This is a genomic window from Streptomyces sp. WMMB303, assembly GCF_029351045.1.
Classification (GTDB): domain Bacteria; phylum Actinomycetota; class Actinomycetes; order Streptomycetales; family Streptomycetaceae; genus Streptomyces.
Window position 1 is genome coordinate 2932868 of record NZ_JARKIN010000001.1, and the last position, 25834, is coordinate 2958701.

The following is a 25834-nucleotide window of genomic DNA, read 5'->3' on the forward strand; positions in this document are numbered from 1 at the left end:
GGCTGCCCGCGGGGCCCGGGGGCGGTCGCCGGGCCCGGCACAGTCGGGCGGCGGCGCTCCGGTGCGCGCCCCGAGCACGGCACGGTGTGCCGCCACCCGACTCCGGCGCTCGGGGACCTGCCCTCGGACGGAGGCTGGCGCCGGGACGCGACCCGCACTCGCCGAGGAACCTCAGGCACCTCGTCGTCCCCTCACGACGAATCGCTCCACCCCAAGGGTGATCAAACCGGTACGAGACGTCAACACCTGGTCTGGACTTTGGGGGTTATGCCCGTATTGCCCGGCGCGCGCTCAGCCGAACGCGCCAGCGCCCGCTCCGGCCACATTGACCCGCGCACCCACGTCCACCCCGGCACGCGGCTCACCGTTCGCCCGGGCCCCCCGACGGGCGCCCGACTCCCGGCCGTCGACCGGTGCGGGATCCACCGCCCCCAGCGGCGCGGTGTCCAGCTCACACCAGACCCGCTTGCCGCCCGGCTCGTGCTCCCAGCCCCAGCGGTCGGCGAGGCCCGAGACGAGTTCGAGGCCGCGACCGCCGGTGTCCTCCCCCTCGGCGAGGCGGCGGCGCGGCGCGCGGCTGCTCGCGTCGGCCACCTCGACCCGTACCGACCCGGCCACCTCGTGCGCGGCCCCGGCCGGGCAGCGCCGCGGCAGCAGCATGCACAGGACGGCCGGACAGCCGGTGTGCACCACCGCGTTGGTGACGAGTTCCGAGATCAACAGAATCAGCGTCTCGGCCAGCGGCTCATCGGCGTCCACCCCCGATCCCGCCAGCCGGGCCCGGGCCCACCTCCGGGCACGGGCCACCTCCGTCGGATCGGATCCGATCTCCAACTGCTCCAGAAGCACCTGCACCGCTCACACCATCCGAACTGGCGGACACATCGCCTCGCGTCTCCATGTAGTCACGGATTGTGACTCCAGCGAGAACAGCATGGTTGACTCGTAGTGAAGCCAACAAGCGCTTCAGGCATATTCCGGCGCAAAGGAGTAGACGCACGGCATACTGTGCGACGCCGAGCACAAGGACTCGAACGACCGCACCCGCATCTCGTGGACACCCTTACACCCCTTGGCCGTCGGGACCCACACCGCTCGGCGGCGCGGCCCGCGCCTTCCGCCGGCGACCCGCGGCCGCCGCACTCGCTCCCAGGGAGCGTATCCGAGTGGAATACGATCTTCCGCTCACGGTGATCAAGAGTCACACGCAAGCCAGTCGTAACCCAGCGTAGTCATACACATCGAACGTCTCGGCCGGCAGGGCACTCGCCGACTCCAGGATCGACCTGGCGATGCGCGGCAGTTCGGTCACCGACGTGACCCCTCGCCGCACCGAGAGCTGATGGCCCGTCAGCAACGCCCCGGAACGGGGACGGTCCCGTGTTCCGCGGCGACCTGACGGCACGTCAGTGGGCAGGGTGAGGCGCGGGGGAACGGTCTGCTGCGCGCTGTGCCGCCACACCGCGCGACGCGGACATCACGCCGTGAGCGGGTCCGTGGTCGTGTGCGCGGCGGTGGCCGCGGCCAGGTCCGGGTAGCAGTCGAAGAGCCGTCGCACACCGAGCGCGGAGAGCACCCGGTTGACGTGGGAACCGTCCTCGGCGCCGCGCGCGGGCAGGATCAGCCGGAGCCGTCCCGCGCAGGAGCGCATCAGCCGACGGGAGGCGATCAGGACGCCCACCCCGCTGGAATCGCAGAAGAGGACGTCGGACAGGTCGAGCACGAGGCTCCTGCGCCCTTCCGCGACGGCATCGTGCACATGCTGCCGCACCGCGGGTGAGGTGACCAGGTCCAGCTCACCGGAGACCCGGAGCACGGCCCACCCGTCCCGCTCCTCCTCCAGCACCTTCAACGACACGCCCCGCAACCCCTTCGTCGATCGCCTACAGCAGTCGGCTGCCCTGGCCCACCCCTCCGAAACTGGTCCCAGGGAACCGACCCTATGCGTTCCCCTGCCCTTACCCGCGGGAACCTGCGGGAACTTGTGGTCACGCCCCCATAACGCCGGACCGCAACCACCCCTCCAATCTCTCACTTCGCACCCGAACCACGCGCAACGTAACGCGAGAGACATCCTCGGTGACCAGCCCCCGGCCCCCGAAGTGACGGCGAGGTGACATGTAGCCCTCCGTAGCCATTCTCCGCAGTCGTAGTGACGCTCGGTCGGGAGAGCGAGGCTGGGTTCGGACCCTCAAGTGAGTGCCTCCCCGCCCGAGGGGCTGCTAGCGTGTGCGCGTGCCGAAAACAGACAAGGTGCGCCGTCACTGAGAGTGGCGGCGCAAAACCCGAGTTCTCGCCGCCGCTCCTGACTTCTGGCCAGGAGCGCCTTTGTGGCGCTCGGACTTCCCTGTTCCGGAGCGCACTTCATGTTTGCCTTGTCTGCTCGTCACCGTCGGCGTGTCCTTGTCGCCGACCTCATCTCCACAGCCGTGTTCCCCCTCGCGATCACCGGATCGACGGCTGTCGTCCCCGCTGTGACCGGTGGCCTGCCGGGGGCGGATGCCCTGGGCCCGTGGATCGTCCTCGCCTACAACGGGCTCTTCGCAGCTGCTCTGCTGCTGGCGGGAGCGCTAGCGGACCGCAGCGCCCGCACGCGGTTCTTCGCCATCGGAAACGTCGTTGTCGCAGCTACCGGGTTTGCGTCCGCACTCGCTCCGGACCTTGTGTCTCTGGTGGCCCTTCGCGCGGTCGCCGGCATCGGAGCGGCCATGTGCGCCGCCGGTGGTTCGTCGATGCTCTTGGCCGTGTACCCGCCGGAGCAGCGGCGTCGGGTGTACGGCTACGCCGGTGCCGTGCTGGGCAGCAGTCTGGCGTTGGGACCGTTGATCGCCCAAGCCCTCATAGCCGCCGGGGGCTGGCCCCTCGTCTTCGTCGCGCCGGGGGCCGTTGCCACCGTCGCCGCCCTGTCCACCCTCACGCTTCCGGGCCTTCGCAGCCCCGCGGTGTCAGAGAACTTCGACGGTGTCGGCGCTGCCCTCTTCGGGGCGACCGTCGCCACCGCAGTGACCGCACTCGGGCTGGGCTTCGGGGCCGGCATCCCGTGGTGGGTGCCGGTCGCACTCCTCCTCGCCGCGGTGGTCAGTGCAATCCGCCTCGTCCGCGTGGAACGGCGTGCACCCGATCCGGCGATACCCATCGGCCTGTTGCGAATCCCCGCCTACCGGGCGTACGCGCTGGCGACGGGCGCCTTCATGGGAATGCTCGTGGTGACGTTGGCCGTGCTCCCCCGGCTTGGCTCCGCCCAGGGCATCGGCGCAGGCGAGGCGGCAGCGGTGCTGAGCCTGCTGACGGTGCCCTCGACGCTGCTTCCGCTTCTTGCCGCACGGATCGCGCGCCGATGGGCACGACCGCTGGTGACCACCGCACTGCTCACCTGCGCCGTCACCGCAGTCGTCCTCCAGGCGACCAACCGTCCTGCGGCGCTTCTCCTCGCGGCGGCGGTCATCGGGCTGTGCCTTGGACTCACCCAAGGTGTGCCTGACGGGCAAGCACTCCACTACGTACCCTTCGAACGTGGAGGGGCCGGCGCCGCGTTGTTCAGCACGACGCGGATGAGTCTGGAAACTTTCACCCTGGCGGCCGCCACCGGACTGATGGCGGCGCTCGGTCCCTCATCCGGGATGGCTGTGGCTGGAGCCGTGTGCCTCATCGCGGCCCTCGCCGTCCGGAAAGCTGTCCCCTCCCGCGACGCCCGGTCACAGCCCGGGACTCCGGGCACGGATACCAGCGGACAGGCCACCCGGCGGTAGCTTCCGAGCTACGCCTCGGCTTCAGCGGGCGGGCAGGGGGTCGCATCCGGTCACGCCTCGGCCGGCGCGACGCCTCCCGCACGCGCAGCACCCCAGTTGCGTCGAAAGGGGCGTGCGTTGTCGGCGGCTCGCACTACATTCGAGGGGTTGACGGACAGCACGGGAGCGGAAGGGAAACCGCCGGCCGCGACACCGCCGGCCGCGGGACGGAAGCGGAACGGCCACGGCACGGAAGCGTAAGGACCGCGGCGCGGAAGCGGAGCGGACGAGGAGCGAACGCGGAACGGAAGCGGGACGGAAGCGGTACGGCGGAACCGGAAGACTGGGGGCCACCTTGGCGAACGACACATCACCGCGCTGGGACCGGAAGATGCAGCAACGGCTCGCGCGCGGTGAGGCCGCGGCGCTCGGCGAGCTCTACGACCGCTTCGCCTCCCTGGTGCACGGCCTCGCCCACCGGGTGCTGGACGACGAAGCGGCGGCCGACAGCACGACGCGGGAGGTCTTCGCGTACATCTGGGAACACCCGCGCGCCTTCGACCCCCGCGAGGGCCCCATGCGGGCCTGGGTGGCGGCACTGACCCAGCGGACGGCGACCGCCGCACTCCGCCGGCAGCAGCGGCGGGGCGCGGACCCGGGCTCCCCGGAGCAGGACGAGCGGTTCGAGGAGCAGGTCCGTGCGGCCGCCGCCGCGGCCCGGGCCGACTACATCGTCACCTCCATGCCGTCCTCGCTGCGTGCCGCGCTCGAACTGGCCTACTTCGAGCGGCACGACTACCGGCAAGCCGCGCGCACCCTCGGTGTCACCGAGGACGAGGCCCGGCGCCGGCTGCGGCTGGGCCTCCAGCTCCTCTCCTCCGCCATGCCCCGACCCGCCGTGGCGCCACCCGGCACGGGGCACCGGCCGTGAGCCGGCCGCCGGCCCGACCGGGACCGGAACAGCCCGCCGGGCCGGAGCCGGGCGGGCGCGCGCCCACGACCGGCACCGCCGACGCCCCGCCCGGCCCGCACGAACACCGGGTGCTCACCTCGCTGCTCGGGGCCTGGGCGCTGGCGGCCTGCTCGGCTGCGGAGACGGCCGCCGTCGAAGCGCATCTGACCGACTGCGCGCCCTGCGCCGAGGAGGCGCTGCGGCTACGGGACGCGGTCGGCCTGCTGCACTCCGAGGACAGCCTCGACCTGGATCCGATGCTGCGCTCCCGGGTCCTGGAGGGCTGTCTCGACCGCCGTCCGGCCCGTATACCGACGCCCGCCTGGGCGGCTCCGTACGACGCCGAGACGGCCCGGCTGGATGCGCTGCTGCGCGACATGGCCGAGGCGGAGTGGCGCGCTCCGGTGCGGCTGCGCTGGTTCGACGGCGAGCAGCAGGCCGCCCGGGAGACGACCGTGGCCGGTGTCCTGGGCCACCTGCTCGCGGTGGACGGGCTGGTCGCGACCGGCATCGGGCTGCCCGATCCGCTGCCCTCCGGCGCCCTGCCGACCGGTCCGGGCGCCGGACCGCAGACCCGCACGGAGGTCTACTGGGCGCTGGACGATGCCGGACATCGGGCCCAGGCGGCCCGCGAACGCTGGCGCGAGCAGAGCCACGCGCTGATCCGCGACGTGTCGTTCCTCGCCGCAGAGGACGCCGGACTCGGCGGCGAGCACCCCGCCGCGCCGGACCGGCGCGTGGACTACGGCGGATTTTCGCTCCCGCTCCGGGACGCCTTCCTGGACCGGGCCTTCGAGTGCTGGCTGCACGCCGGGGACGTCGCGCAGGCCGTCGACTACCCGTACGAGCCGCCCGGCCACGCGCATCTGACCCAGCTCGTCGACCTCGCGGCGCGGCAGTTGCCCGGCGCCATCGCGGCCCGTCGGCGCAGCGGCCTCGCATCGCCGGTGCGCGGGCTGGCCGCCGCCGGAGCACCGGGGCGCACGCTGCATCTGGAGGTCGAGGGCAGCGGTGGCGGCGACTGGTACATCCCGCTGGACTCCCCCGGCGCCCGCGCCTCGCCCGAGCGCACCGTCGCCCACATCGCACTGGACGACCTGGAGTTCTGCCAGCTCGCCGCGGGCCACGTCCCGCCTTTGGACGCCGCCGCGGGCCAGGACGGCGATCCGCAGGCCATCCAGGACGTCCTCTACGCCACGGCCTCGCTCTCCCGCCTCTGACCGGCGCGCGGTCCCGGCATCCGCAGGCCGCCGGACGCGTCCCGAGTCAGGGTCGTCGGGCGCCTGCGTCAGCGGCGTCAGGCGTCAGGCGTCAGGCGTCAGGCGTCAGGTGAAGACGACGGTGCGGTGGCCGTTCAGCAGCACGCGGTGCTCGCTGTGCCACTTCACCGCGCGGGCCAGCGCCTGGCACTCCACGTCCCGCCCCACGGCGACCAGCTGCTCGGGGGTGACGTCGTGGCTGACCCGCTCGACCTCCTGCTCGATGATCGGGCCCTCGTCGAGGTCGGCCGTCACGTAGTGCGCGGTGGCACCGATGAGCTTGACCCCGCGGGCGTGTGCCTGGTGGTAGGGCTTGGCGCCCTTGAAGCTCGGCAGGAACGAGTGGTGGATGTTGATGATCCGCCCGGACAGCCGCTTGCACAAGTTGTCGGAGAGGACCTGCATGTAGCGCGCGAGGACGACGAGCTCGACCCGCTCCTCCTCGACGAGTTCCAGCAGCCGCTCCTCGGCCGCCTCCTTGGTGTCCTTCGTCACGGGGATGTGGTGGAACGGAATGTCGTAGGAGGCGACGAGCTCGGCGAAGTCGGTGTGGTTGGAGACCACCGCGGCGATCTCGACCGGGAGCGCGCCGCTCCGCGAGCGGAAGAGCAGGTCGTTGAGGCAGTGCCCGAACCTGCTCACCATCAGCACGACCCGCATCCGCTCCTCGGCCCGGTGGATCTGCCAGTCCATCCGGAAGGAGTCGCCGACGGCGGAGAAGCTGGCGCGCAGCTTCTCCACGGTGGTGTTCCCGGTGAAGTGGACGCGCATGAAGAAGAGCCCGGTGTCGCGGTCCCCGAACTGCTGGCTGTCCTCGATGTTGCAGCCGGTCATGAACAGGTAGCTGGAGACGGCGTGCACGATGCCCTGGTTGTCCGGGCACGAGAGGGTGAGGAGGAACTGGCCCGGCTGCCCGCCCTCGACGGCGCCGGCGGCTGCGGTGCCCCTGACGGCTTCGGCGGAACGTTCGGGAGCGGGGTGCGACTGGCTCATGGCCCCAAGATTGGCACATCGCGGCCGCGCCTCCGCACCCGGTGCGCGCAGCCGGGCGACCGGTCACCCTCGCCCGGTACCTCCGGTCACACCGCCCTGAGCATGATCGCCAGGACCTCCAGCGAGCGGGGCGGCTCGTCGGGGTCGTCGCCGTCGTTGCCGGCCAGCAGCAGGTGCGCCTCCCGCGCGGCCCGGACGGCTTCCGGCCATTCCGGATGCTCCAGGTACGAGGCCACCGGTGCGTCGGCGCCGACCTGGTGCATGATGCGCAGCACCCGCAGCACCGCCGCGTCCACCGACTGCGCCTCCTGCGCGTCGCGGAAGATCGTCCCGACGTATTTCTCCGCGGACCAGTTGTCCAGCCAGGTGTCCTCGACCAGGCGGTAGACGGCGTCCGTGACATCGCCGTATCCGGGGCGTCCGGCCAGCCAGCACTCGTGCTGGAAGGTCTGGTCGGAGAGCATGTGCAGCGCGGAGCGCACGTTGCTGCGCCAGCGCCACCAGGGCACGTCGTTGACAGGCATGCCGTCCATGGTGGTGGAACGACGCCCATGTCGGGAAGACTTCACCGAACCTGCTTGCTGCATGGTCACCGACCCTACGTTCCGCCTGCCGCACGCCCGGGCGCGGGCCCTCGCTCTCCACCGGCACCCGCGCACGGGGTGCTCACAGCGAGCCGAAGGGGCGTTCCTCGAGGCCGTACTTCTTCGCTGTCGGATTCCACAGTCCCGCGGCCTTCTTCTTGGCGGTGGTCGCGGAGCCGCTGGCGCGGTTGGCCGCCGCGAGCTGCCGGGTCGTCTTGGCCTTGCCCTTGTGACAGCCCTTCTTGCCCGCCGCCTGGTCCGCCCAGGCCGCGTAGTGGTTGTCGGCGGAGGCCGAGGACCGCCACGCGCTCTTGAGCGCGGAGTTCAGCTCCGCGCTGTCGGGCAGCTTGTCCGTCTTCAGCTCGCCGAGCCGCCGCACCAGTCCGGTCCGCTGCTTGGCGGCCGACCGCAGATCGGTGGCCGCTTTGCCCAGCGCTGTGCAGTTCTTGATGTTCTGCACGGAACGGATGACCTGGGAACGGCTGTTGTTGCTGTCGGCCAGCAGCGCGTCCAGCTTCTTGGCCTGCGCCTCGGCGGGGTCGGCCGGAGCGCTCGACTCCTCGCCCGCGGGGGCCGTGGACGCCTTCGGCTTGTCGTCGCCCGAGCTGTCGCCGCCGTCGGCGAGGAGGAGGCCGACGACCAGCCCCACCACGGCGACCCCCGCCAGCCCGCCGCCGATCAGCAGCCACGGAGGCGTGCGGCGACGGCTGCGGTCGGCGTCCCGGCGCGCCGCCCGGCCGCCCGGCTGCGGCTCGTACTGCTGGGAACCGGGCTGCGGGTAGCCGTAGCCACCGCCCTGGGAGCCCGGCTGCGGGTAGCCGTAGCCACCACCCTGCGAGCCGGGCTGCGGGTAGCCGTAGCCACCACCCTGCGGGCCCGGCTGCGGGTAGCCGTAGCCACCGGCTGGTCTCTGCGGCCCCGCCCCCTGGTCGAACACCGGCAGGTTCTGTGTGGAGCCCGGCTCGTCGCGGCCTCCGGAGGACTGCCCCGGCCCGCCGGACCGCGGGGAGTCGGAACGGAAGAGGTTCTCGAACTCGGGGAGCGGCCTGCGCGCCTCCGGCTCCCCCGCGCCCTGGCCCCCGCCGCCGGGCGGGCCCGCGTCGGCGGACATCGGCGGCAGCATCTGGGTGGCCTCGGAGTCACCGCCCGCAACGGGCGCCATGTACTGGGTGGCTTCGCTGTCCGGACCGCCGCCCACCGGCCCGGCGGACATCGGCGGCAGCATTTGCGTACCGTCGTCGGGCCCGACGCCGCCGGGTACGGCAGCTCCACCGGGAGAGGCGCCGCCGCCGGCGGCCGGCAGGTCCGCCGGGAAGGGCGGGAGCATCTGGGTGGCGTCGCCGTCCGCGGCCCCCTCCTGCGGCGGGCCGGGCGGTGCCATGGGCGGCGCGGGCGGCGCCGCGGGCGGGGCGTGCCATCCGGGGCCGTCCGCCGGGCCGGTCGACGTCGGATACGCCGGCGGCTGCCGGGGCGGCGGCTGGGGGCCGCCCTGCGCGGGCGCCCCGTACGGATCGGCCCCGCCCGGTTGCGGATATCCCGTGCCGCCGTCGGGCGACGGCGGCCGGCCGTAGGCGTCCGGGCCGGGCCGGTCGTATCCGGGAGCTCCCTCGGGCGGCATCGAAGGGGGGTGCGGCGGACGGGCGGGGGTGCCCTCCGGTGGCAGAGGCAGCGCGCCGGGCCGGTCTCCTTCCGGCGGCGCGCCCCAGTAGCCGGGAGCGCTCTGCGCGCCGGGCGCGGCTCCGGTCTCCGGGGTCGCGCCCTCGGCCGCTTCGGAGCCGGGCCCCCAGGGGCGGCCCCAGGGCTGCCCGGCCGGCGGCTGCACGCGGTCGCGCTCGGACTGGACCTGGCGCTGCTGTTGAGGAGTCCACGGGTCGCCGTTGGACGGCAGCACGATCCCCTCGTAGGGGGTCGTGGAGGCGGGCAGCGGGTCACCGGGAGAGCCGGAAGTCCCGTCCTGTCCGCGTCCGTTGTGCGTTGTCACCAAGACTCCTCGTTCGCATGGCCAGCGGAAGCGTCGGGTCACGCTACCGGGTCACCCCGACGGGCGACCACGCACCCAGATGTGCGGACACCCTTCCTTCACCTGATGTCGGCATGAAACATCCAGAAGGGGATGGATGGGGCAGTTCTTCGAAGGGTCTCGCACCTCGGCACCCGGCGCCGGCTCGCAGGCCGGCGTCCGCTCCTCACGCTGCGGGAGTGGGCTCCAGGCTCTCGGTGAACTCCCGCACCACGGGCTCCGCGCCGTAGGGTTCCAGTCGCAGCCGGAAGTCCTCCAGATACTCCGCTCCCCGGTCCGACCGCAGCCCGGCCAGCAGCCGCGCGGCCTCGCCGGCCGTGTGACAGCCGCGTTCCACCTCGCGCTGCTGGACCTGCGCGTCCGCCAGCAGGAACAGTCCGATCGCGCGCCGCCGCGCGCGCCCCTCCGGGTGGCCGGTGACGGCCTCCTCCGCACGGGCCGCCGCACGTTCGGACTGCCCCAGGTCGCGGTGGCAGTGGGCGAGTTCGTCCGCGAGGTAGGCACGGTCGAAGTGCGCGATCCAGGGCGGGTCGTCGCCGGACCCGGCTGTCGACTCGGCGCCGTCCATCGCCATCAGCGCACGGGAAGCGGAGCCCTGGCAGGCCCGCTCGTCCCCCATCAGCGCATGCCCGCGGGCCTCCGCGGCGTGGAACATCGCCTCAGCGCGCGGGGTCACCCGCCCCCGCGCGCCCTCCTGCGCCGCGCGCGCCAGCTGCGCGATCTCCCGCGGGTTGCCGAGCGACGCGGCGAGGTGGCTCATTCCCGCGGCGAGCACATAGCCGCCGTAGGCCCGGTCCCCGGCCGCCTGCGCCAGCCGCAGCGACTGGATGTAGTAGCGCTGCGCCAGCCCGTGCTGCCCGGTGTCCACGGCCATGTAGCCCGCCAGTTCGGTCAGCCGGGCGACGGCGGCGAACAGCGACCTGCCGACCGCCTCCTTGTAGGAGCCGGCCAGCAGCCCGGAGACCACGCTGTTGAGGTAGTGCACCACCACGGGGCGGATATGACCGGCGCCGTAGCGGTGGTCCAGATCGGAGAGCGCCTCGGTCATCGCCTGGACGGCCGCCACGTCCGGCTCGCCCACCCGGGCCCCGGAGGAGCGCGAGACCTGGTGGTCGGGCTGTGTGATCAGCCAGTCCCGGCTCGGCTCGACGAGCGCGGACGCCGCCACCGTCGAGCCCGTCAGGAAGTCCCGGCGGCCCACGTCGCTGCGCCACAGTTCGCAGACCTGCTCGATGGCGCCGACGACCGTGGGGGCGAACCGCAGTCCCACTCCGGAGGCGAGGTTCTTGCCGTTGGCCATGCCGATCTCGTCGATCGTCACGGTCCGGCCCAGCTTGCGGCCGAGCGCCTCGGCGATGATGCCGGGGGCCCGGCCGCGCGGCTGCTGCCCGCGCAGCCAGCGGGCCACGGAGGTCTTGTCGTAGCGCAGATCCAGTCCGTGTTCGGATCCGCACACGTTGACGCGGCGGGCCAGGCCCGCGTTCGAGCACCCGGCTTCCTGGATGAGCGCCTGCAGGCGTTCGTTGGGCTGCCTCGCGACGAGCGGCCTGGCGGCCATGAGATCCCCCTCCGTGGTTTCCGTGCTGACCCGGCCCGGTCACTTCTCCTGCGCGGCGCATATGCCCGTGATTCCCTCGAACCCCGCCCTTCACAGCGCAATGCACCGCAGGGGGACTACCCACCCAGGGCCGCCCTTCTGTGTACGCGCCCCTACACATGCCCCTATGCGCCGTTCCGAGCGCGGGCTGCCCCCTGGGCTGCGGAAACAGCGACGGCTCGACCGGCGTATGCGCCGTCGTGCCCCGAGCCGCCCCGCTCCGCGCCCGTAACCCCTGGGGGGGACGAAAGTTGTGATGGTCGTGGAAGAGACCATCACCCTTACCTCTGATACTTCTGATGCCTCCGGAGCGACCCCGCGCACGCGCATTCCGGGGCAGCGCACGGCACCGCACGCCGCTCCGCTGGAACACGCGGTGCGTTACACCCAGGAACGGGCCTGGGACGTCTTCCCGGGCACCTGGCTGGAGACGGTGAACGGCGTGCCGCACTGCTCCTGCGGGGAGCGCTCCTGCCCCGCGCCCGGCGCACATCCCGCGCGCGCCCGCTGGGCGGACGAGACGACGGGGAGCGCGACGACCGCGCGCCAGTTGTGGGCGACCGAGCCGCGCGCCGCCGTACTGCTGCCGACCGGACGCGCCTTCGACGCGCTGGAGGTCTCCGAGACGGCCGGCTGCCTGGCGCTCACCCGGCTGGAGCGGATGGCGCAGCCGCTGGGGCCGGTCACCTGTGCCCCGGACGGCAGGATGCTCTTCTTCGTGCTGCCCGGCGTCGCGCCCAAGGTGCCCGCCGTCCTGCGCCGCCTGGGCTGGTCCCCGACCGCGCTGGACCTGCGCAGCAAGAGTGCCGGGGACTGGGTGGCGGCGCCGCCCACCCGGCTGGGCACCCGGGGGGCCGTCCAATGGGCCCGCGAGCCCAATGCCGCCAACCGCTGGCTGCCGGACGTCGACGAGCTGCTGCCCACGCTCGCCTACGCGTGCGGCCGGGAGGCGGCGGGACGCGCGGACCGCACTGCGACGGACGGGGCGGCCCAGTCGGCGGCGGACGGTCCGGGCCGCACGGTGGGGCCCGTCGGAACGGCGAGCGGCCCGGCGAGCGGCTCACCCGCCGCCACCGGCCCGGCCGCGACGGCCCCCGGCGGCCCGGCGCCGGGCCCGATGCCGGGAGCGGCCCCCCGCGGGTATCCGGTGCGGAACGGCCCGGCCGGAGCCCCGCACCGGGTGGCCGGAACCACCGCGCCGACGACCCCGCGGCCTCCGCGGCGGTGACGGCGCGGTGGGCTCCGGAGCTCGGATATCCGCCCGGCCGACGCGCGCCGGCCGGGTCGGCGCCGCGGACCGGTCAGCCACCCGCGGGGAGGGTCGCCCGGAGGAAGGGCTCCACGACGCGGCGCCAGTCGTCGGGCTGGTCGTAGTGGATCAGGTGCCCGGCCTCCGTGACCTCCGCGTAGATTCCGCGCGGCAGCACCCGCACCATCTCCTGGGCCTCGGCCCGGCCCAGTTCGCCGTCGAGACCGCGGACGACGAGGGTGGGGCAGCGGACCTGGGCGAGTTCGTCCCAGTGCGCGTCGTGCACCCACGCCTCGCGGACCCGCATCATCACCTCGGGGGAGAACACCGGCCGCCAGCCGTCCTCGCGCTCGGCCATCACCTCGGCGAAGAACTCACCGCGCGAGGGCCGGGAACGCTCCAGCGAGGGATCGTCCTCACCGAACCATCTGCGGACGTCGGCGAGGGTCGCGAAGGGCACCGGCCACGAGGTGAACCACTCCTGCCACTCGCGCTGCGACTGCTCGCCGAGCGCCGAGGCGCGCATGTCGCTGATCACCAGGGCCTGGACGAGGTCGGGCCGTTTGGCGGCGAGCTGCCAGGCGGTCAGCGCGCCCATGGCGTGGCCGACGAGCGCGACGGGGGCCAGGCCGAGCTGTTCGAGCGCGGCTTCCGCGTCCGCGACGTACGCCTCCCGGTCGTAGCGGGCCTCGTCCGGTTTGTCGCTGCGGCCATGGCCGCGCTGGTCCAGGGCGACCGCGCGGTAGCGGTCGGTGAGCCAGCGGGCAGTGCTCGCCCAGTGCGACGCACGGCCCATGAGTCCGTGCAGTAACAGCACTCCGGGCGGTTTGCGGCGCTGTGACCCGCCCCGGCCGCCGTCGGGTACGCGGGGGGCCGCACCGGGCTCGGGGGCGCCCCCTGCCACGGCCTCGGGAACGGCCTTGGGCGGGTCGGCGAACTCCCAGGCCGCCAGGTGGATTCCGTCCACACCCGTCACATCGATCCGTCGCACCATGCGTCGTGACACCCCCACTCCCGTGACCGCCGCGTCAGACTATCGAACCCTTATTCGAACAGCCGGGGCTCACGGCGAATACCCCACCTTCGAGTGACAACGTCGCGGGGTTGCCCGCCCTCCCCCGGGGGAGACAGGAACCGGGAGGGCGGCCGACCCTGAGAGCTCGGGGCTCCGGGTCGCCGCGGGGGGACATGGGGAGGCGGGGCTCCGGGAGCCGATGGCACCGGAGTCCCGCCTGCTCGGTCCGCCCGAGCGGGGCGCCGCAGAGCCCGCGGAACACTGCATCGATGGCTCCCCTCCCGGCAGCGACAACGTCGCACGGTACCCACGCGACCGCTTGTGTCCGGGCAACTCTGGTACGGCGGGCAGATTTTGGGAAGACGCCCATCCCCGGGGGCGGCGCCCGGCGCTCAGCGGGCCGCAGGGCGCACTGGTCAGCGCCGGGGCGCGACGGACCGGAGCCGGAGCGTTCGCGACCCGACGCGCCCCCGCCGCAGCCCGGCACACCGGGCCGCGCCTCGCTCCCACACGCCCCGAAGAGGGCGCCAGAGCGCACTACGCGCGCGGCCGGACGGTACGGGCAGTCGATCGGTACCGGCGGCCGGTCGGCGCGGGCAGCCGGTCCTCACGGTGCCGCGCGCCCCTCGGACAGCCGGCGCCCCCGAACCGCACCCCCGGGCGCCCGACGCGACCGGCACGCCCGACCTGGTGACGGGCAGCCGGTCGGCACGACGCTCAGCGCTTGGCCACGAACACGTGCGCGGCGATGTCCGTGCCGAGCTCCGCGGCCTCGCCGCTGCTGCCCACCTGGACGCCGCCCGCGGAGCCCGCGTTCACGCTGACGACCGCGCCGGGCTGCACCCCGGCCCGCCGCAGGGTGTACATCAGCTGCGCGTCCATCTGGATCGGCTCGCCGATCCGGCGGACCACGACGGTCTTGCCGTCCCCGCCCGTCTCCACGTCGTTGAGGCTGACCAGGCCCTCGTTGAGGAACGGGTCGGCTTCCGCCGGCTCGCCCAGCTCCTCCAGGCCCGGGATCGGGTTGCCGTACGGCGACTCGGTGGGGTGCCGCAGCAGGTCGAGCACCCGGCGCTCGACCGCCTCGCTCATCACGTGCTCCCAGCGGCACGCCTCCGCGTGCACCTGCTCCCACTCCAGGCCGATGACGTCGACCAGCAGGCACTCCGCGAGCCGGTGCTTGCGCATCACGCGCTTGGCGAGCTGCCGGCCCTCGTCCGTCAACTCCAGGTGGCGGTCCCCGGCGACCGTGACGAGCCCGTCCCGCTCCATCCGCGCGACGGTCTGGCTGACCGTGGGACCGCTCTGGTCCAGGCGCTCGGCGATGCGGGCACGCATCGGGACCACACCTTCCTCCTCAAGCTCCAGGATGGTGCGGAGATACATCTCCGTGGTGTCGATGAGTCCTGACATTGCGTAGCCCCTAGTCAGCTCGTGCGGTGGCCCTCAAGCAATTCTGACGCATCGCACCGACAACCGCGCCGTCCCGCCCGCGCGCCGGGACCGGCGGGCGGGCACCCGGCGGTTGACAGAAGCGGTTGACAGAAGAATGGTCCAGACCTCAACGTGAGCGCCGTACGGACCGCAACGTGAGCGGCGTACTACACAACGGAACCGGGCCGCGGGCAGCACGGACGAGGGCCGCGGGGACCACGGACGCGAAGGGCGCGCGATGGGCGAGAAGGCCGAGCTGCCGGAGCAGGCGCACAACACCCTGGCCGAGGACTTCTTCGACGCGGCCGTCGCGCTGCTGCGGGAAGTCAGGGACGGGGAGGCGGCCGGGATCGCGGCGGCGGGCGAACTGCTCGCGCAGACCGTCGACGAGGGCGGCCGGATCTTCGCCTTCGGCGCGGGCCACTCCTCGCTGCCCGCGCAGGACACCGTCTACCGGGCGGGCGGCCTCGCGGTGATGAACCTGCTCAACGTTCCCGGCGCGGTCGGCGTGGATGTGCACCCCGCCACCCTCGGCAGCGCCCTGGAGCGCGTCTCCGGGCTGGCGGCGGCAGCGCTGGACTCCAGCCCGGCCCGCGCCGGCGACGTACTGATCGTCATCTCCCTCTCCGGCCGCAACCCGCTCCCCGTGGAGCTGGCCCTCAACGCGCGGGCGCTCGGCCTCAAGGTCATCGGCGTCACCTCGGTCGCGTACGCGGCGCAGACCCGGTCCCGGCACACCACCGGCACCTTCCTCAAGGACCACTGCGACCTCGTCGTCGACAGCCGGATCCCGCTCGGCGACGCCGAACTGACCGCCGAGGGCGTCGACGCGCCGTTCGCACCCGCCTCCACGGTGGTGACCAGCGCGGTGATGCAGGCCATCGTCGCCACCGCCACCGGGGCGCTGGCCCGCCGCGGCGTGGAGCCGCCCATGCTCCGCTCGGGGAACGTGGACGGCGGACACGACTGGAACGCCCGCGTCATGGCCGAGTACGCGGACCGGATCTTCTACCGCTGACTTCTACCGCCGACCGTTCTCCAGCACGCCCGCCAGATCGGCCGCGGCCGCCACGTGCGCGGCGATCTGCTCCGCGTAGTCCGCGTCCTCCCGGTCGAAGGGGCGGCGGCCCGCGTCCCGCAGGAAGGTGACCACGCCGAGCGACCGGCCGCGGCAGCGCAGCACCGTGCACAGTCCGTGCACGCTGCCCCGCGGCCACTTGCGCGACCGCGCCCACTCCGCCGCCTCCGGGCCGCGCTGTTCGCCACTGCTGGCCCGCACCGAGGTGCAGCGCTGGTACGCCTGGAGCGCCGGGTGCCCCTCCGGGTAGGCGACGGGGATGCCGCTGGCGGTACCCGGTTCGATGAACGGCGGCCGTCCGCGTTCGACCGCGGGGGTCAGCGCGGCCCGCACCAGCCGCGGGTCGCTGGGCGGCAGCGCGTCCAGCGAGGCGTCCCGGGTGCGCGAGGGCTCGGGGCCGGGGTCGGCGGCCAGATCGAGCAGCGCGTGATCCGCGAAACCGGCCAGCGCGAACTCCAGATGCAGACAGGCGGCCTCGGCCGGGTCGGCGCACTCGGCCGCCGCCCGCGCCGCCCGGTGCAGCTGACTGTCCCGGAAGCGGAGCTGGGCCGCCTCCCGTTCGGTCCGCTTCTGCGCGGTGACGTCCTGGAAGAGCCAGGCGACACCCAGCGGCACGGGCTCCTCGGCCAGCGGGGACGCCAACCGCAGGAAGCCGCTGCGCCAGCAGCGGCGGCGGGCCGACTCCGTGGGCACGGCGCCAGCGTCGTCCCCGTCGGTCCCCGCGCGCCCGGAGCCGCCGCTGCGGCCGGGGCCGCCGGAGTCGTCCTGGGTGGCGGCGGCGTCCTCCCGGCCGGTGTCCGCCGCGTCGGCGCCGCCGCCCGCGCGGCCCGCCGGCGGGCGCAGCGTCACCCAGAGCTCGGCGGGACCGGGCGGCGCCCCCTCGCCCAGCACGTGCTGGAGCGCGCCCTCCAGCTCCTCCATGCCCTGCTCCAGCAGCTCGCCCAGCGGGCGGCCGAGCATGGCGGCGCGGGCGGGCACCCGGAAGGCGCGGGCCGCGGACGCGTTGGCGACGGTGGGCCGCAGGTCGGCGTCGACCAGGACGACGCCCCACGAGGCGTCCTCCAGCAGCGCCTCGCTCAGCGCGATGCAGCGCTCCAGATCGATCTGCGCGTGCACCTCGCTGAACGCGCAGTAGACCCCCTTGGGCCGCCCGTCGGCCCCGGTGACGCCGGAGGACTGGATCCGCACCAGCACCCGCCCGCCGTCCTTGGTCAGCAGCGCGAACTCGTGGACCTGGCGACCGGGCGAGCTCATCGCACCGAGCAGCCGGCCCTCGACCTCCGGCGCGTCGGCCGGGCGCACCGCCCAGCCGGCCAGGCCCTTGCGGCCGACGGCCTCCTCCTGCGTCCAGCCCAGCATCCGCTCGGCCTCGCGGTTCCAGTGGGTGACCACGCCGTCCGCGTCGAAGGCGCACAGTGCCGCGTCCATGCCGTCCAGCAGCGCGGCGAGCAGAAGTTCGTCGTCGGGCCCGCCCTCGTCGTCCGAGGACGACGCGGAGTGAGTCTCGGGTCGAGCGGCCACCTCGGCACCCCCTTGTCGCTGTGGCTGTCCGTCGGTTGTGCGTCCGCCCGCAGGTCGCGGCGCGGCGCCCGTCGCGGAGCGCCACGACTCATGTACGGATCATTCAACTTGAACGTGACGCACGGCACAGCGAGTTCCCGGAAATCGTTGCCGCCCCGAAATTCGATTGCCGCCCCTCGGGGCGGTGCCTACGGTGGGGAGTACACAGGAAAGGAGGTGATCCGGCTGATGATCAATCACCGGACGTGTGAGGTGGCTGCGGCCTGAGGCCGACGCCACTAGCGTGACGCCGGTTCGCCGGCCAATCCACAGCAGTCACCCGGCCCGTGGGCTCGTCGGACTCGTCCGACCGACGCCGTCCGCCGTGCGCGTCTCGCGCGGGGCGGAAGGAGTCGCCCACGGGCCGTCTGCTGTTCTCCTGCCGCCACCCTCCGCCCCGCTGACCTGTCCCACCGCCCTCACAGACCCGCCCGGCCGCATCGCGGCAGCCCGACGACGGCCCGGGCCCGCACGGGGCCCGGGGTCGGCCACGAAGCTCACGGGGTCCGGCACGAGCGGGACGCCCCTACGGGCAGAGCCGCTCGATGTCCCAGCCGCCGTCCTCCGACCGGCTGTAGCGCAGCCGGTCGTGCAGCCGGTTCGCCCGGCCCTGCCAGAACTCGACGGTCTCCGGCCGTACCCGGAAGCCGCCCCACTGCGCCGGGGCCGGAACGTCCTCGCCCTCCGGGTAGCGCTCGGCCAGCTCCGCGTACATCCGGTCCAGCTCCTGGCGGGAGGCCACCCGCGAGGACTGCTCGCTCGCCCAGGCGCCGAGCTGCGAGCCGTGCGGGCGAGTGCGGAAGTAGGCGGCCGTCTCGTCGCGTCCGGTGCGCTCCGCCGTACCGGAGACGATCACCTGGCGGGCGATGCCGTGCCAGGGGAAGAGCAGCGAGACGTACGGGTTCGCCTCGATCTCCCGGCCCTTGCGGGAGCCGTAGTTGGTGAAGAAGACGAAGCCCCGCTCGTCGTGGCGCTTGAGCAGGACGGTACGGGTGCTGGGGCGGCCGCGCTCGTCGGCGGTGGCGCAGATCATGGCGTTGGGCTCGTGCAGCCCGCTTGCGGACGCCTGCGCGAACCAGAGCGCGAACTGCGCGAAGGGGTCGGGCGCCAGCTCACTCTCGCTGAGCCCTTCGTACCGGTAGTGGGCGCGCATCGCGGCGGGATCGAGGGTGGTCGGATCCGTCGGATCCGAGGTGGCGGTTGCGTCGGCGGGGTCGGCGGCAGCGTCGTCAACGTCATCAGCGTGAGGCACGCCGCCATCTTGCAGCATCCGTCCCGGCCGCGGTCGGACAGTCTGCCCGGTGGACGCCGGCCGCACACCTGAACGCCCGGAATCGGCCCCTGTGCCTCATCTCACCCTCCCGCGCAGCCGCCGGAACCGCCAGAATCCTGCCCCGAGAGCTGTGGCAGTCGTACACCAAGGGCTATCGTTGCCGCTCCGCCCAGCAGCGTGCTCCAGGCCACAGGCACGGGAGCGTGAGCAGCCATCGGGGCGGGCATGACCGAGGTGACGGCCCGGTCCGTGAGCCGCGAGGTCGGCAGCGGAACCGTTCAGCCGCACCCGCACCGCAGACCACGCTGCCCCGCGCAGCCCACGCCGAGTCGCTGCCTCAGCGCAGCCACGCCAGACCGCTGCCCTGTGCAGCCACGCCAGAGGTCGTCCGCCGTCAGCCCGCCCTGACAGCGCTTTACGAGGGAGCCGCCAGATGTCCGACTTCGTACCCGGACTCGAGGGAGTCGTCGCGTTCGAGACGGAGATCGCCGAACCCGACAAGGAAGGCGGCTCGCTCCGCTACCGCGGGGTCGACATCGAGGACCTGGTCGGCCACGTGTCGTTCGGCAGCGTGTGGGGCCTGCTCGTCGACGGCGGCTTCACCCCCGGACTGCCGCCCGCCGAGCCGTTCCCCATCCCGGTGCACTCGGGCGACATCCGGGTGGACGTCCAGTCGGCGCTCGCCATGCTCGCGCCGGTCTGGGGCCTCAAACCACTGCTCGACATCGACGAGCGCACCGCCCGCGACAACCTGGCACGCGCCGCCGTCATGGCCCTGTCCTACGTCGCGCAGTCCGCGCGCGGCCAGGGCCTGCCGATGGTGCCGCAGAAGGAGATCGACCAGGCCGACTCGGTCGTCGAGCGCTTCATGCGCCGCTGGCGCGGCGAGCCCGACCCCAAGCACGTGGCCGCCGTCGACGCCTACTGGACCTCAGCCGCCGAGCACGGCATGAACGCCTCCACCTTCACCGCCCGCGTCATCGCCTCCACCGGCGCCGACGTGGCCGCCGCACTCTCCGGCGCGGTCGGCGCCATGTCCGGCCCGCTGCACGGCGGAGCGCCCTCCCGGGTGCTCGGCATGATCGAGGAGATCGAGCGCACCGGCGACGCGGACGCCTTCGTCAAGCGGCAGCTCGACCAGGGCGAGCGGCTGATGGGCTTCGGCCACCGCGTCTACCGCGCCGAGGACCCCCGCGCCCGCGTGCTGCGGCGCACCGCCAAGGAACTGGGAGCCCCTCGCTTCGAGGTCGCCGAGGCCCTGGAGAAGGCCGCCCTCGCCGAGCTGCGCGCCCGCCGCCCCGACCGGGTGCTGGAGACCAACGTCGAGTTCTGGGCCGCCATCGTCCTCGACTTCGCCGAGGTCCCGGCCCACATGTTCACCTCGATGTTCACCTGCGCCCGCACCGCCGGCTGGTCGGCGCACATCCTGGAGCAGAAGCGCACCGGCCGCCTCGTCCGCCCCTCCGCCCGCTATGTCGGCCCCGGCCCCCGGGACCCGCGCGAGGTGGCCGGCTTCTCCGCCTGACCCCCGGCCCGGCCCCCGCCGTCCCCGCCCCGCGCTCTCGCGGGGGCGGGGACGTCGGGTGTCGGCTCAGCGATGCGGGCGCCACCCGGCGAAGGCGACCCGCCCGGTCAGCCGCCGAGCTGCTGCTCCACCACGGCGATATGTTCCCGCAGTACCTCCACAATGGCGCCGAGGTCTCCCGTTGGGGGAATCGACCGGACATCGTCCACTCCGTTCTCCAGGGCCAAGGAGACGACCGCCTCGATCCGAGCGGGCTGGGGGACATATGCGTCTCGCAGCCACTTCGCGAACCCCGCACCGTGGAGGGGCGTTGCCAGTCTGAGCAAGACCGAGCCGGTCCGGGGGAAGGGCGTGCTCACGATGCCTTCCAGCCACTCACCCGGCATGAGCTCGATTTCGAAGCTCAGTGACTGCGCCTCACGGGGCCCCAGAGCACCCTCTTCTTGAGAGACCGAAGAGTCCGGGAAAGACTGACTCAGAGCCTGACCGAACCCGGAAAGAGTGAGGTTCCAGCCAGCGGCGTCCTCTTCGGGTGGGGTGAAGATGAAGTCGTACCGCAATGGTTCTTCGCTGACGCCCATATCTAAGCGTTGTCCCGTAAATGATCTACGGCGTGCTCGCTGACCTGCGTTTTCCCTTCGTCACCCGGCGAGGGTGAGGTTGTGCAGGCGAGCGATGCCGAGCATGGCGTGGTGAACGCCGTCGCCTTTGAGGCGGCAGTCGCGGAGGATCTTCCAGGTCTTCATGCGGGCGAAGGCGTGCTCGACACGGGCTCGGACTCTGCGGTGCGAGGTGTTGTGTCCCTCTTTCCATGCCTCGAGTTCGCTCTGGCCGGGTTCGCGGCGATGCGGGATGACCAGGCCGGTGCCCCGGTAGCCGCCGTCCGCGATGACCGTGGTCTGGCCGACAGCAGCCTTCGCACCGGACAGTTCCCACGCCTTGCAGTCGTTGCGGTTGCCGGGCAGAGGGCGGCCGACCGCGACGACCAGCCGAGTGTCCGCGTCGATGACGACCTGGTGGTTGGTGGAGTACCGGTAGTTCTTCGACTGCTCGGCGACGCTGTGGTCGCGGGTGGGGACCAGGGTGCCGTCGACGAACAGCACGGTGTCCTTGCGGAACCGCTTACGCTGCTGGAGGGCGAGCGACGACCCGAGGTGGTCGATGATGCGGTCGGCCGCGGACTTGGACACCCCGAACAACGGCGCCAGCTGGCGCAGGTCAGGTTCGTCCGCCAGTAGGCGGAGACCAGAAGCACACGGTCCTCCAGCGGCAGACTCCACGGCCGGCCCTTGCGCACCGGATCCGCACCCTCAAGCCGGAGCGCGGTGATCAGCTTGCCGAACTGGCGCGGGCTCAACCCGCTGAACGGGGCTATCCAAGAGGGCTGCGACGCCGTGATCACACCAGACACAGCAAGATCATCTCACCCCTGACCAACAGTTACGGGACAGGTCTTAGCGAGCGCTCCAGGCTGTCCGGATTGAACTGCAACACGATGATCCCCTTCGTGGTCCCCCGCTCGGGATCCACGATCACAATCCCCGACCGAATCGGCTTGGGTATGTCCGGGTAGCGTGTCACGAATTCATGCCTTCCAACTCGTCAAGAATGATCCGAGCGGTCTCTTCGAGTGGCTCGCTCATTCCTTCTTGCTCCAAGAAGTTCTCGATGAGAGTCTCGTACTGGCTCCACGGCTGGTATGTCATTGCGAGCAGGGCGGCTTCACGCACGTCCTCGCGGTCAACTCCGAGGGCGTCTCGCACATGAGAAAAGAAGTCCTGATCAAATTCTTTCGGAGCCCCCAATCCCATCCGCAGAATTGCTTCGGGAAGTGCGTTCGGTTCTGCGTTCGCGTCCACCGTCTGCAATAGTTCAGGGACCCTCCAGGTGTCCAGCACCGCCTCCACTATATCGACGAATTCGCTCAGATCGTGAGAGTTCTCTGCCGTGACGACAACGTACGGGAGAGCGGAAAACACGTCTTCGCGATAGTTGAGGGCGGGACCGGTTTCTGCGTGCCAGATCACCTGACGAGGGACACCCTCCTCCTCGTTCATTGGAATGTCTGCGTGTCTGGCCAGTCCAAGACGGGCGGCGAGCTCGTCGACAGATTCCTCATCGGTTCCCGGGCGCAGGACCATGCGCCGACTCAGGAACAGGTTGCTCCCCATGCAGGTTCCTCCGTGACGGTCTCGCTCTAGTGCAATCCATAGAACTCGTACATTTTGACTCTAATTTGTTCCCTGAGCTGCTGAAGTGTCCTTACCTGTCCCCCGGTGCTGGTTCTTATGTCTAAGGCTGTCCCGGAATCGCTGGTCACGTGTTGCTAAACGCGCTCATGCTGGCTTGTGGGTACTGGGAGTCGTCACTGGGTATCGATGCGCAGGTCCCGTATGTACCAGTCGAGCCGTGTCCCGTCCACGCCGTGCGTGTGCTTGCCAGGGATGAACCCCGCCCGCTGGGCGACAGCAGCGGATGCGGCGTTCTCCGGATCTACCCGGATTACCGCCTCTTTCCCGCCCTCATTTGCCGCGTATCGGGAGACCAGGAGGACCGCGCGGGTGGCCAGGCCGCACCCCCTCCAGGATGGGTAGAGCCCGTAGGCGACATTCACCTGGCCAGCGGACAAGCCCTCTGCTGCGAATCGCAGGTCGATCGTCCCTGCGAGCGCCTTGTCGGCGCCTGCCCGGATACCGAAAGCGCGGAGTGGCCCGGCCGTGTCCCACTGTTCCCGGCAGTGCCGGATGTAGGCGACGACGCCTTCGCGCGTGCCGGGACCGCCGCTGAGCCAGCGAACCAGCGGATCATCCTCCCCTGCGAGGTGCGCCTCCGCATCGTCCAGGCGCAGCGGGGACAGGGTGATGATCCCGTCGGACATCTTCACGTCATGCATCTGGCGATTCTTGGCGCCAGGGCTGCGTCGCGCCATCGGGTTCCACGGATATCGTACAGAGCCACGCCAACACCGAGGATGATCTTGGGGCGGCTGGTGTGATTACGGCGTCAGAGTCTTCCTGGATAGCCCCGTTCACCAGGCTGAGCCCGCGTCAGTTCAGGAAGCCGGTCACCGCGCTGCGGCGCGAGGGTGCCGATCCGGTTCGCCGCGGCCGACCGTGGAGCCTGCCGTTGGAGGATCGGGTTTTGCTGGTCGCCGCGTACTGGCGGACGAACCTGACTTCGCGGCAACTCGTCCCGCTGTTCGGGATCTCGAAGTCCGCGGCCGACCGCATCATCGACCACCTCGCCCCGTCGCTCTCGCTCCAGCCCCCAGGCGGTTTCCGCAAGGACACCGTGCTGATTGTGGACGGCACGCTGGTCCCCACCCGCGACCACACCGTCGCGGAGCAGTCGAAGAACTACCGCTACTCCACCAACCACCAGGTCGTCATCGACGCCGACACCCGTCTCGGCGTCACCGTCGGCCGACCGGCCCCGGCAATCGCAACAACTGCAAGGCGTGGGAAATGTCTGGCGCCAAGGCAGCCGTCGGACGCACCACGGTGGACGCACCACGGTGATAGGCGACGGCGGCTACCGCGGCACCGGCCTGGTCATTCCACACCGCCGCGAACCCGGCCAGGGCCGAGCTCCCGGCCTGGAAAGAGGAACACAACACCTCCCACCGCAAGGTACGCGCCCGCGTCGAGCACACCTTCGCCCGCATGAAGAGCGGGAAGATCCTCCGCGACTGCCGCTTGAAGGGCGATGGCGTCCACCACGCCATGCTCGGCATCGCCCGCCTACATAACCTCACCCTCGCCGGGTGAGCGAGCACGCCGCCATCACAACGACCATGTCCAGGCCGACTCATAGATCATTTGCGGGACAGCCCTTAGACGAGGGTCAGTGCCTCATTCACGCCGTGAGACGAAGGGATCACCGCGTCAGAGGCGATCATCAATGTCTCGGACCAACGGTCGCGGTAGGTGTCCTTGGATGCTTCCAGCGCACGAATATCCTCGGCCTCGGCCGTACGGTCCCGCATGACGTACAAGTGATAGCTGAGCGCCGTGGAAAACTGCCGCGCGGCCCTGTGAAGCTCCGTATAGCAACTGCGCCGCAGTTCACGGTGCTCGCGAGCTTCCTCGAAAGCATGGGTCATCTCCAACTCGGCCGCTTGACCCGGTCGGCACCACGCTGGGTGAACAGCGCACCCCCGAGCGTCCCCCGACACCGGCGACTGCGATCACTATCGCACCGACATCCATCGGACCACTCTAACGGCCGTCCCCGCGGGGGCTTTGGCCCCCGGTGCGTGCTGGCACGGCGGCTCGCGAGCGACGACGGATCGAGCTATCCGAACGGGCAGTGCAGCGCCTTCGAGACTTACGGGACAGCCTTAGTCGAAGTACCGGGATTCACCTTCCTCGGACGGTGAACCGGTACACCGCGCATCTTCGACACCTCATCGAACAAGCCATGGCCGCCCTCGCGCCCTGGCGGCTTGTCCGCAAGTTCAGCTGCGCGAGCATCAGCATCACGAGGCTCGACCAATGCGCCCTCTGGCCACAACTGGCCAGCTCAGAGCCAGAATGAAGCAGGATCACCGAACGTCAGCGAGCGCGATAGAGCTCGCTCTGCCCTTCCTGCTCCGCGTGGCGCGCCCCGTCAGCCACTTGCCAACGCGGCTCCGAATCGAGCCAGGCAGTGCCACACCTTCTTGACCTCCTGTGCGTCATAACGTCCGGTCCGTGCGGCGTCTCCGACAAGGCTCGGATCGATAAGGCCACCAACTGCGATCTGGGGGCCCAAGTCGACGATCTCCTGGCCTCGATACTCGGGATGCCGCCGGAGTTCCTGGACGGTGAGTCGGAACCCCGGGTGCCACTCCACGGGGCACGGGAGGCGGCCCGCAGCCGTTTCGACAGTCGTGCCCCGGTAGCAGTGGTCCAGAACCAGGGCCTCGACGTCGCGGTCGAGGCGAACGGGTCCATGAACCTGAGCTTCGATGCAGTCGTCGAGGGCATCCCGATGATCGGCCTGAGCAAGCTCGACAAGCCTCATGCTTTCTGCGGTACCGAAATCCGAGGGCTTCAGGCAACTGTCGGGATAGCAGAACGTCGTACGCCGTAGTGTCCGGGCGGTGAGCCGGAAGTGGGAGGAGCCGAAGCGCGGCGCCGCACCGATCGGGCTCTTGCGGAAGTTCAGTGCCCCGTAGACGGGCCGCTCTCCGGCAGTAGCGGCGTCGTAGGCGCCGTTGAAGATCCGGCTCTCCCACTGCCACCGGTCTCCGCCGGGATAGGCAGTCAGCCCGCCATTGCTTGTTCCGGTGACGAACTGCGAGACGTAGGAACCGTACCCGAGCAGGGAGTCGAGGATCGGCCTTCCACCTGCCAGGCGGTCGGGATGGACGTTGAGGGTTACCCGCAGCGTCGGGTCCATCGGCGGTCCGCACGAGAGCCCGGCTACGTGCTCAAGAGCCCGTTCTTGCGGCGTCCGGATGGAGTCGAAGCTCATACACGCAGTGTCCCCGGGCCGGCCAACCCCTGCACCCAGGCTCCCTCACGGCCTTCGCTCGAGGCTTCACGCTGAGCGGGATACGGCAGGAGCGACCTCGAGGTCGGGGA

20 protein-coding genes and 3 pseudogenes are annotated in these 25834 nt (G+C 71.7%); 7 read left to right on the forward strand and 16 right to left on the reverse strand.

Annotated elements, in window-relative coordinates:
* Window positions 1-291: 291 nt before the first annotated feature.
* The gene (locus P2424_RS13040) at window positions 292-855 is read right to left on the reverse strand and encodes an ATP-binding protein (protein ID WP_276475924.1); all 564 of its coding nucleotides are present in this window, start codon (window positions 853-855) and stop codon (window positions 292-294) included.
* Window positions 856-1477: 622 nt separating this feature from the next.
* Window positions 1478-1858, reverse strand: coding sequence for an STAS domain-containing protein (locus tag P2424_RS13045; RefSeq protein ID WP_276475925.1), 381 nt, complete (start codon window positions 1856-1858; stop codon window positions 1478-1480).
* Window positions 1859-2366: 508 nt separating this feature from the next.
* On the opposite strand from P2424_RS13045, the gene P2424_RS13050 reads away from it, so the two are divergent.
* From P2424_RS13050 to P2424_RS13060, 3 genes are all read left to right on the forward strand, one after another.
* Window positions 2367-3749, forward strand: a complete 1383-nt coding sequence (locus P2424_RS13050; protein ID WP_276475926.1) for an MFS transporter — start codon at window positions 2367-2369, stop codon at window positions 3747-3749.
* Window positions 3750-4119: 370 nt separating this feature from the next.
* Window positions 4120-4659 (forward strand): sigma-70 family RNA polymerase sigma factor, encoded by a 540-nt coding sequence (locus P2424_RS13055; RefSeq protein WP_276475927.1) that lies wholly within the window; start codon window positions 4120-4122, stop codon window positions 4657-4659.
* Window positions 4656-5900, forward strand: a complete 1245-nt coding sequence (locus tag P2424_RS13060; RefSeq protein WP_276475928.1) for a zf-HC2 domain-containing protein — start codon at window positions 4656-4658, stop codon at window positions 5898-5900. The genes P2424_RS13055 and P2424_RS13060 overlap by 4 nt, the downstream gene beginning before the upstream one ends.
* 105 nt (window positions 5901-6005) lie before the next feature.
* On the opposite strand, the gene purU is transcribed toward P2424_RS13060, so the two are convergent.
* The 4 genes from purU to P2424_RS13080 all read right to left on the reverse strand — a co-directional run bounded on the left by purU (window position 6006) and on the right by P2424_RS13080 (window position 11094).
* Complete coding sequence (purU, locus tag P2424_RS13065; RefSeq protein ID WP_276475929.1) at window positions 6006-6932, reverse strand: formyltetrahydrofolate deformylase; 927 nt, start codon at window positions 6930-6932, stop codon at window positions 6006-6008.
* Between the two features lie 86 nt (window positions 6933-7018).
* Window positions 7019-7519 (reverse strand): hypothetical protein, encoded by a 501-nt coding sequence (locus tag P2424_RS13070; protein WP_276475930.1) that lies wholly within the window; start codon window positions 7517-7519, stop codon window positions 7019-7021.
* Window positions 7520-7598: 79 nt separating this feature from the next.
* The gene (locus tag P2424_RS13075) at window positions 7599-9497 is read right to left on the reverse strand and encodes a hypothetical protein (RefSeq protein ID WP_346660081.1); all 1899 of its coding nucleotides are present in this window, start codon (window positions 9495-9497) and stop codon (window positions 7599-7601) included.
* A gap of 205 nt (window positions 9498-9702) precedes the next feature.
* Window positions 9703-11094 (reverse strand): transcriptional regulator, encoded by a 1392-nt coding sequence (locus P2424_RS13080; RefSeq protein WP_276475931.1) that lies wholly within the window; start codon window positions 11092-11094, stop codon window positions 9703-9705.
* Between the two features lie 295 nt (window positions 11095-11389).
* Between P2424_RS13080 and P2424_RS13085 the strand changes: the two are divergent.
* A pseudogene (locus P2424_RS13085) lies at window positions 11390-12082 on the forward strand (bifunctional DNA primase/polymerase); the annotation flags it as partial.
* 352 nt (window positions 12083-12434) lie between these two features.
* Here the strand turns inward: P2424_RS13085 and P2424_RS13090 are convergent.
* Together P2424_RS13090 and P2424_RS13095 are read right to left on the reverse strand one after the other, a co-directional pair.
* Entirely contained in the window at window positions 12435-13376 is a 942-nt protein-coding gene (locus tag P2424_RS13090) for an alpha/beta hydrolase (RefSeq protein WP_276475932.1), read from the reverse strand.
* A gap of 738 nt (window positions 13377-14114) precedes the next feature.
* Window positions 14115-14810: a metal-dependent transcriptional regulator gene (locus P2424_RS13095; RefSeq protein WP_276475933.1), complete on the reverse strand. Its 696-nt coding sequence runs from the start codon at window positions 14808-14810 to the stop codon at window positions 14115-14117.
* A 259-nt stretch (window positions 14811-15069) separates the two neighbouring features.
* Between P2424_RS13095 and P2424_RS13100 the strand changes: the two genes are divergently transcribed.
* Window positions 15070-15849, forward strand: a complete 780-nt coding sequence (locus tag P2424_RS13100; protein ID WP_276475934.1) for an SIS domain-containing protein — start codon at window positions 15070-15072, stop codon at window positions 15847-15849.
* 3 nt (window positions 15850-15852) lie between these two features.
* Here P2424_RS13100 and P2424_RS13105 read toward each other — a convergent pair whose 3' ends face one another.
* Together P2424_RS13105 and pdxH are read right to left on the reverse strand one after the other, a co-directional pair.
* Window positions 15853-17361: a PAS domain-containing protein gene (locus P2424_RS13105; protein ID WP_276478952.1), complete on the reverse strand. Its 1509-nt coding sequence runs from the start codon at window positions 17359-17361 to the stop codon at window positions 15853-15855.
* 634 nt (window positions 17362-17995) lie between these two features.
* A complete protein-coding gene (pdxH, locus tag P2424_RS13110; protein WP_276478953.1) occupies window positions 17996-18622 on the reverse strand; it encodes a pyridoxamine 5'-phosphate oxidase in 627 nt (208 codons plus the stop codon).
* A gap of 553 nt (window positions 18623-19175) precedes the next feature.
* Between pdxH and P2424_RS13115 the strand changes: the two genes are divergently transcribed.
* Complete coding sequence (locus P2424_RS13115) at window positions 19176-20267, forward strand: citrate synthase 2 (RefSeq protein ID WP_276475935.1); 1092 nt, start codon at window positions 19176-19178, stop codon at window positions 20265-20267.
* A gap of 107 nt (window positions 20268-20374) precedes the next feature.
* Here the strand turns inward: P2424_RS13115 and P2424_RS13120 are convergent, their stop codons facing one another.
* From P2424_RS13120 to P2424_RS13135, 4 genes and pseudogenes are all read right to left on the reverse strand, one after another.
* The gene (locus tag P2424_RS13120) at window positions 20375-20827 is read right to left on the reverse strand and encodes a hypothetical protein (protein ID WP_276475936.1); all 453 of its coding nucleotides are present in this window, start codon (window positions 20825-20827) and stop codon (window positions 20375-20377) included.
* Window positions 20828-20908: 81 nt separating this feature from the next.
* A pseudogene (locus tag P2424_RS13125) lies at window positions 20909-21678 on the reverse strand (transposase).
* A 166-nt stretch (window positions 21679-21844) separates the two neighbouring features.
* On the reverse strand, window positions 21845-22438 hold the full coding sequence (locus P2424_RS13130; protein WP_276475937.1) for a hypothetical protein: 594 nt from the start codon (window positions 22436-22438) through the stop codon (window positions 21845-21847).
* Window positions 22439-22632: 194 nt separating this feature from the next.
* Window positions 22633-23160, reverse strand: coding sequence for a GNAT family N-acetyltransferase (locus tag P2424_RS13135; protein ID WP_276475938.1), 528 nt, complete (start codon window positions 23158-23160; stop codon window positions 22633-22635).
* A 50-nt stretch (window positions 23161-23210) separates the two neighbouring features.
* On the opposite strand from P2424_RS13135, the pseudogene P2424_RS13140 reads away from it, so the two are divergent.
* Window positions 23211-24034, forward strand: a pseudogene (locus P2424_RS13140) (transposase).
* A gap of 65 nt (window positions 24035-24099) precedes the next feature.
* On the opposite strand, the gene P2424_RS13145 reads toward P2424_RS13140, so the two are convergent.
* Together P2424_RS13145 and P2424_RS13150 are read right to left on the reverse strand one after the other, a co-directional pair.
* The gene (locus tag P2424_RS13145; RefSeq protein WP_276475939.1) at window positions 24100-24369 is read right to left on the reverse strand and encodes a hypothetical protein; all 270 of its coding nucleotides are present in this window, start codon (window positions 24367-24369) and stop codon (window positions 24100-24102) included.
* A 506-nt stretch (window positions 24370-24875) separates the two neighbouring features.
* The gene (locus tag P2424_RS13150) at window positions 24876-25724 is read right to left on the reverse strand and encodes a DUF3626 domain-containing protein (protein ID WP_276475940.1); all 849 of its coding nucleotides are present in this window, start codon (window positions 25722-25724) and stop codon (window positions 24876-24878) included.
* Between the last annotated feature and the right edge of the window lie 110 nt (window positions 25725-25834).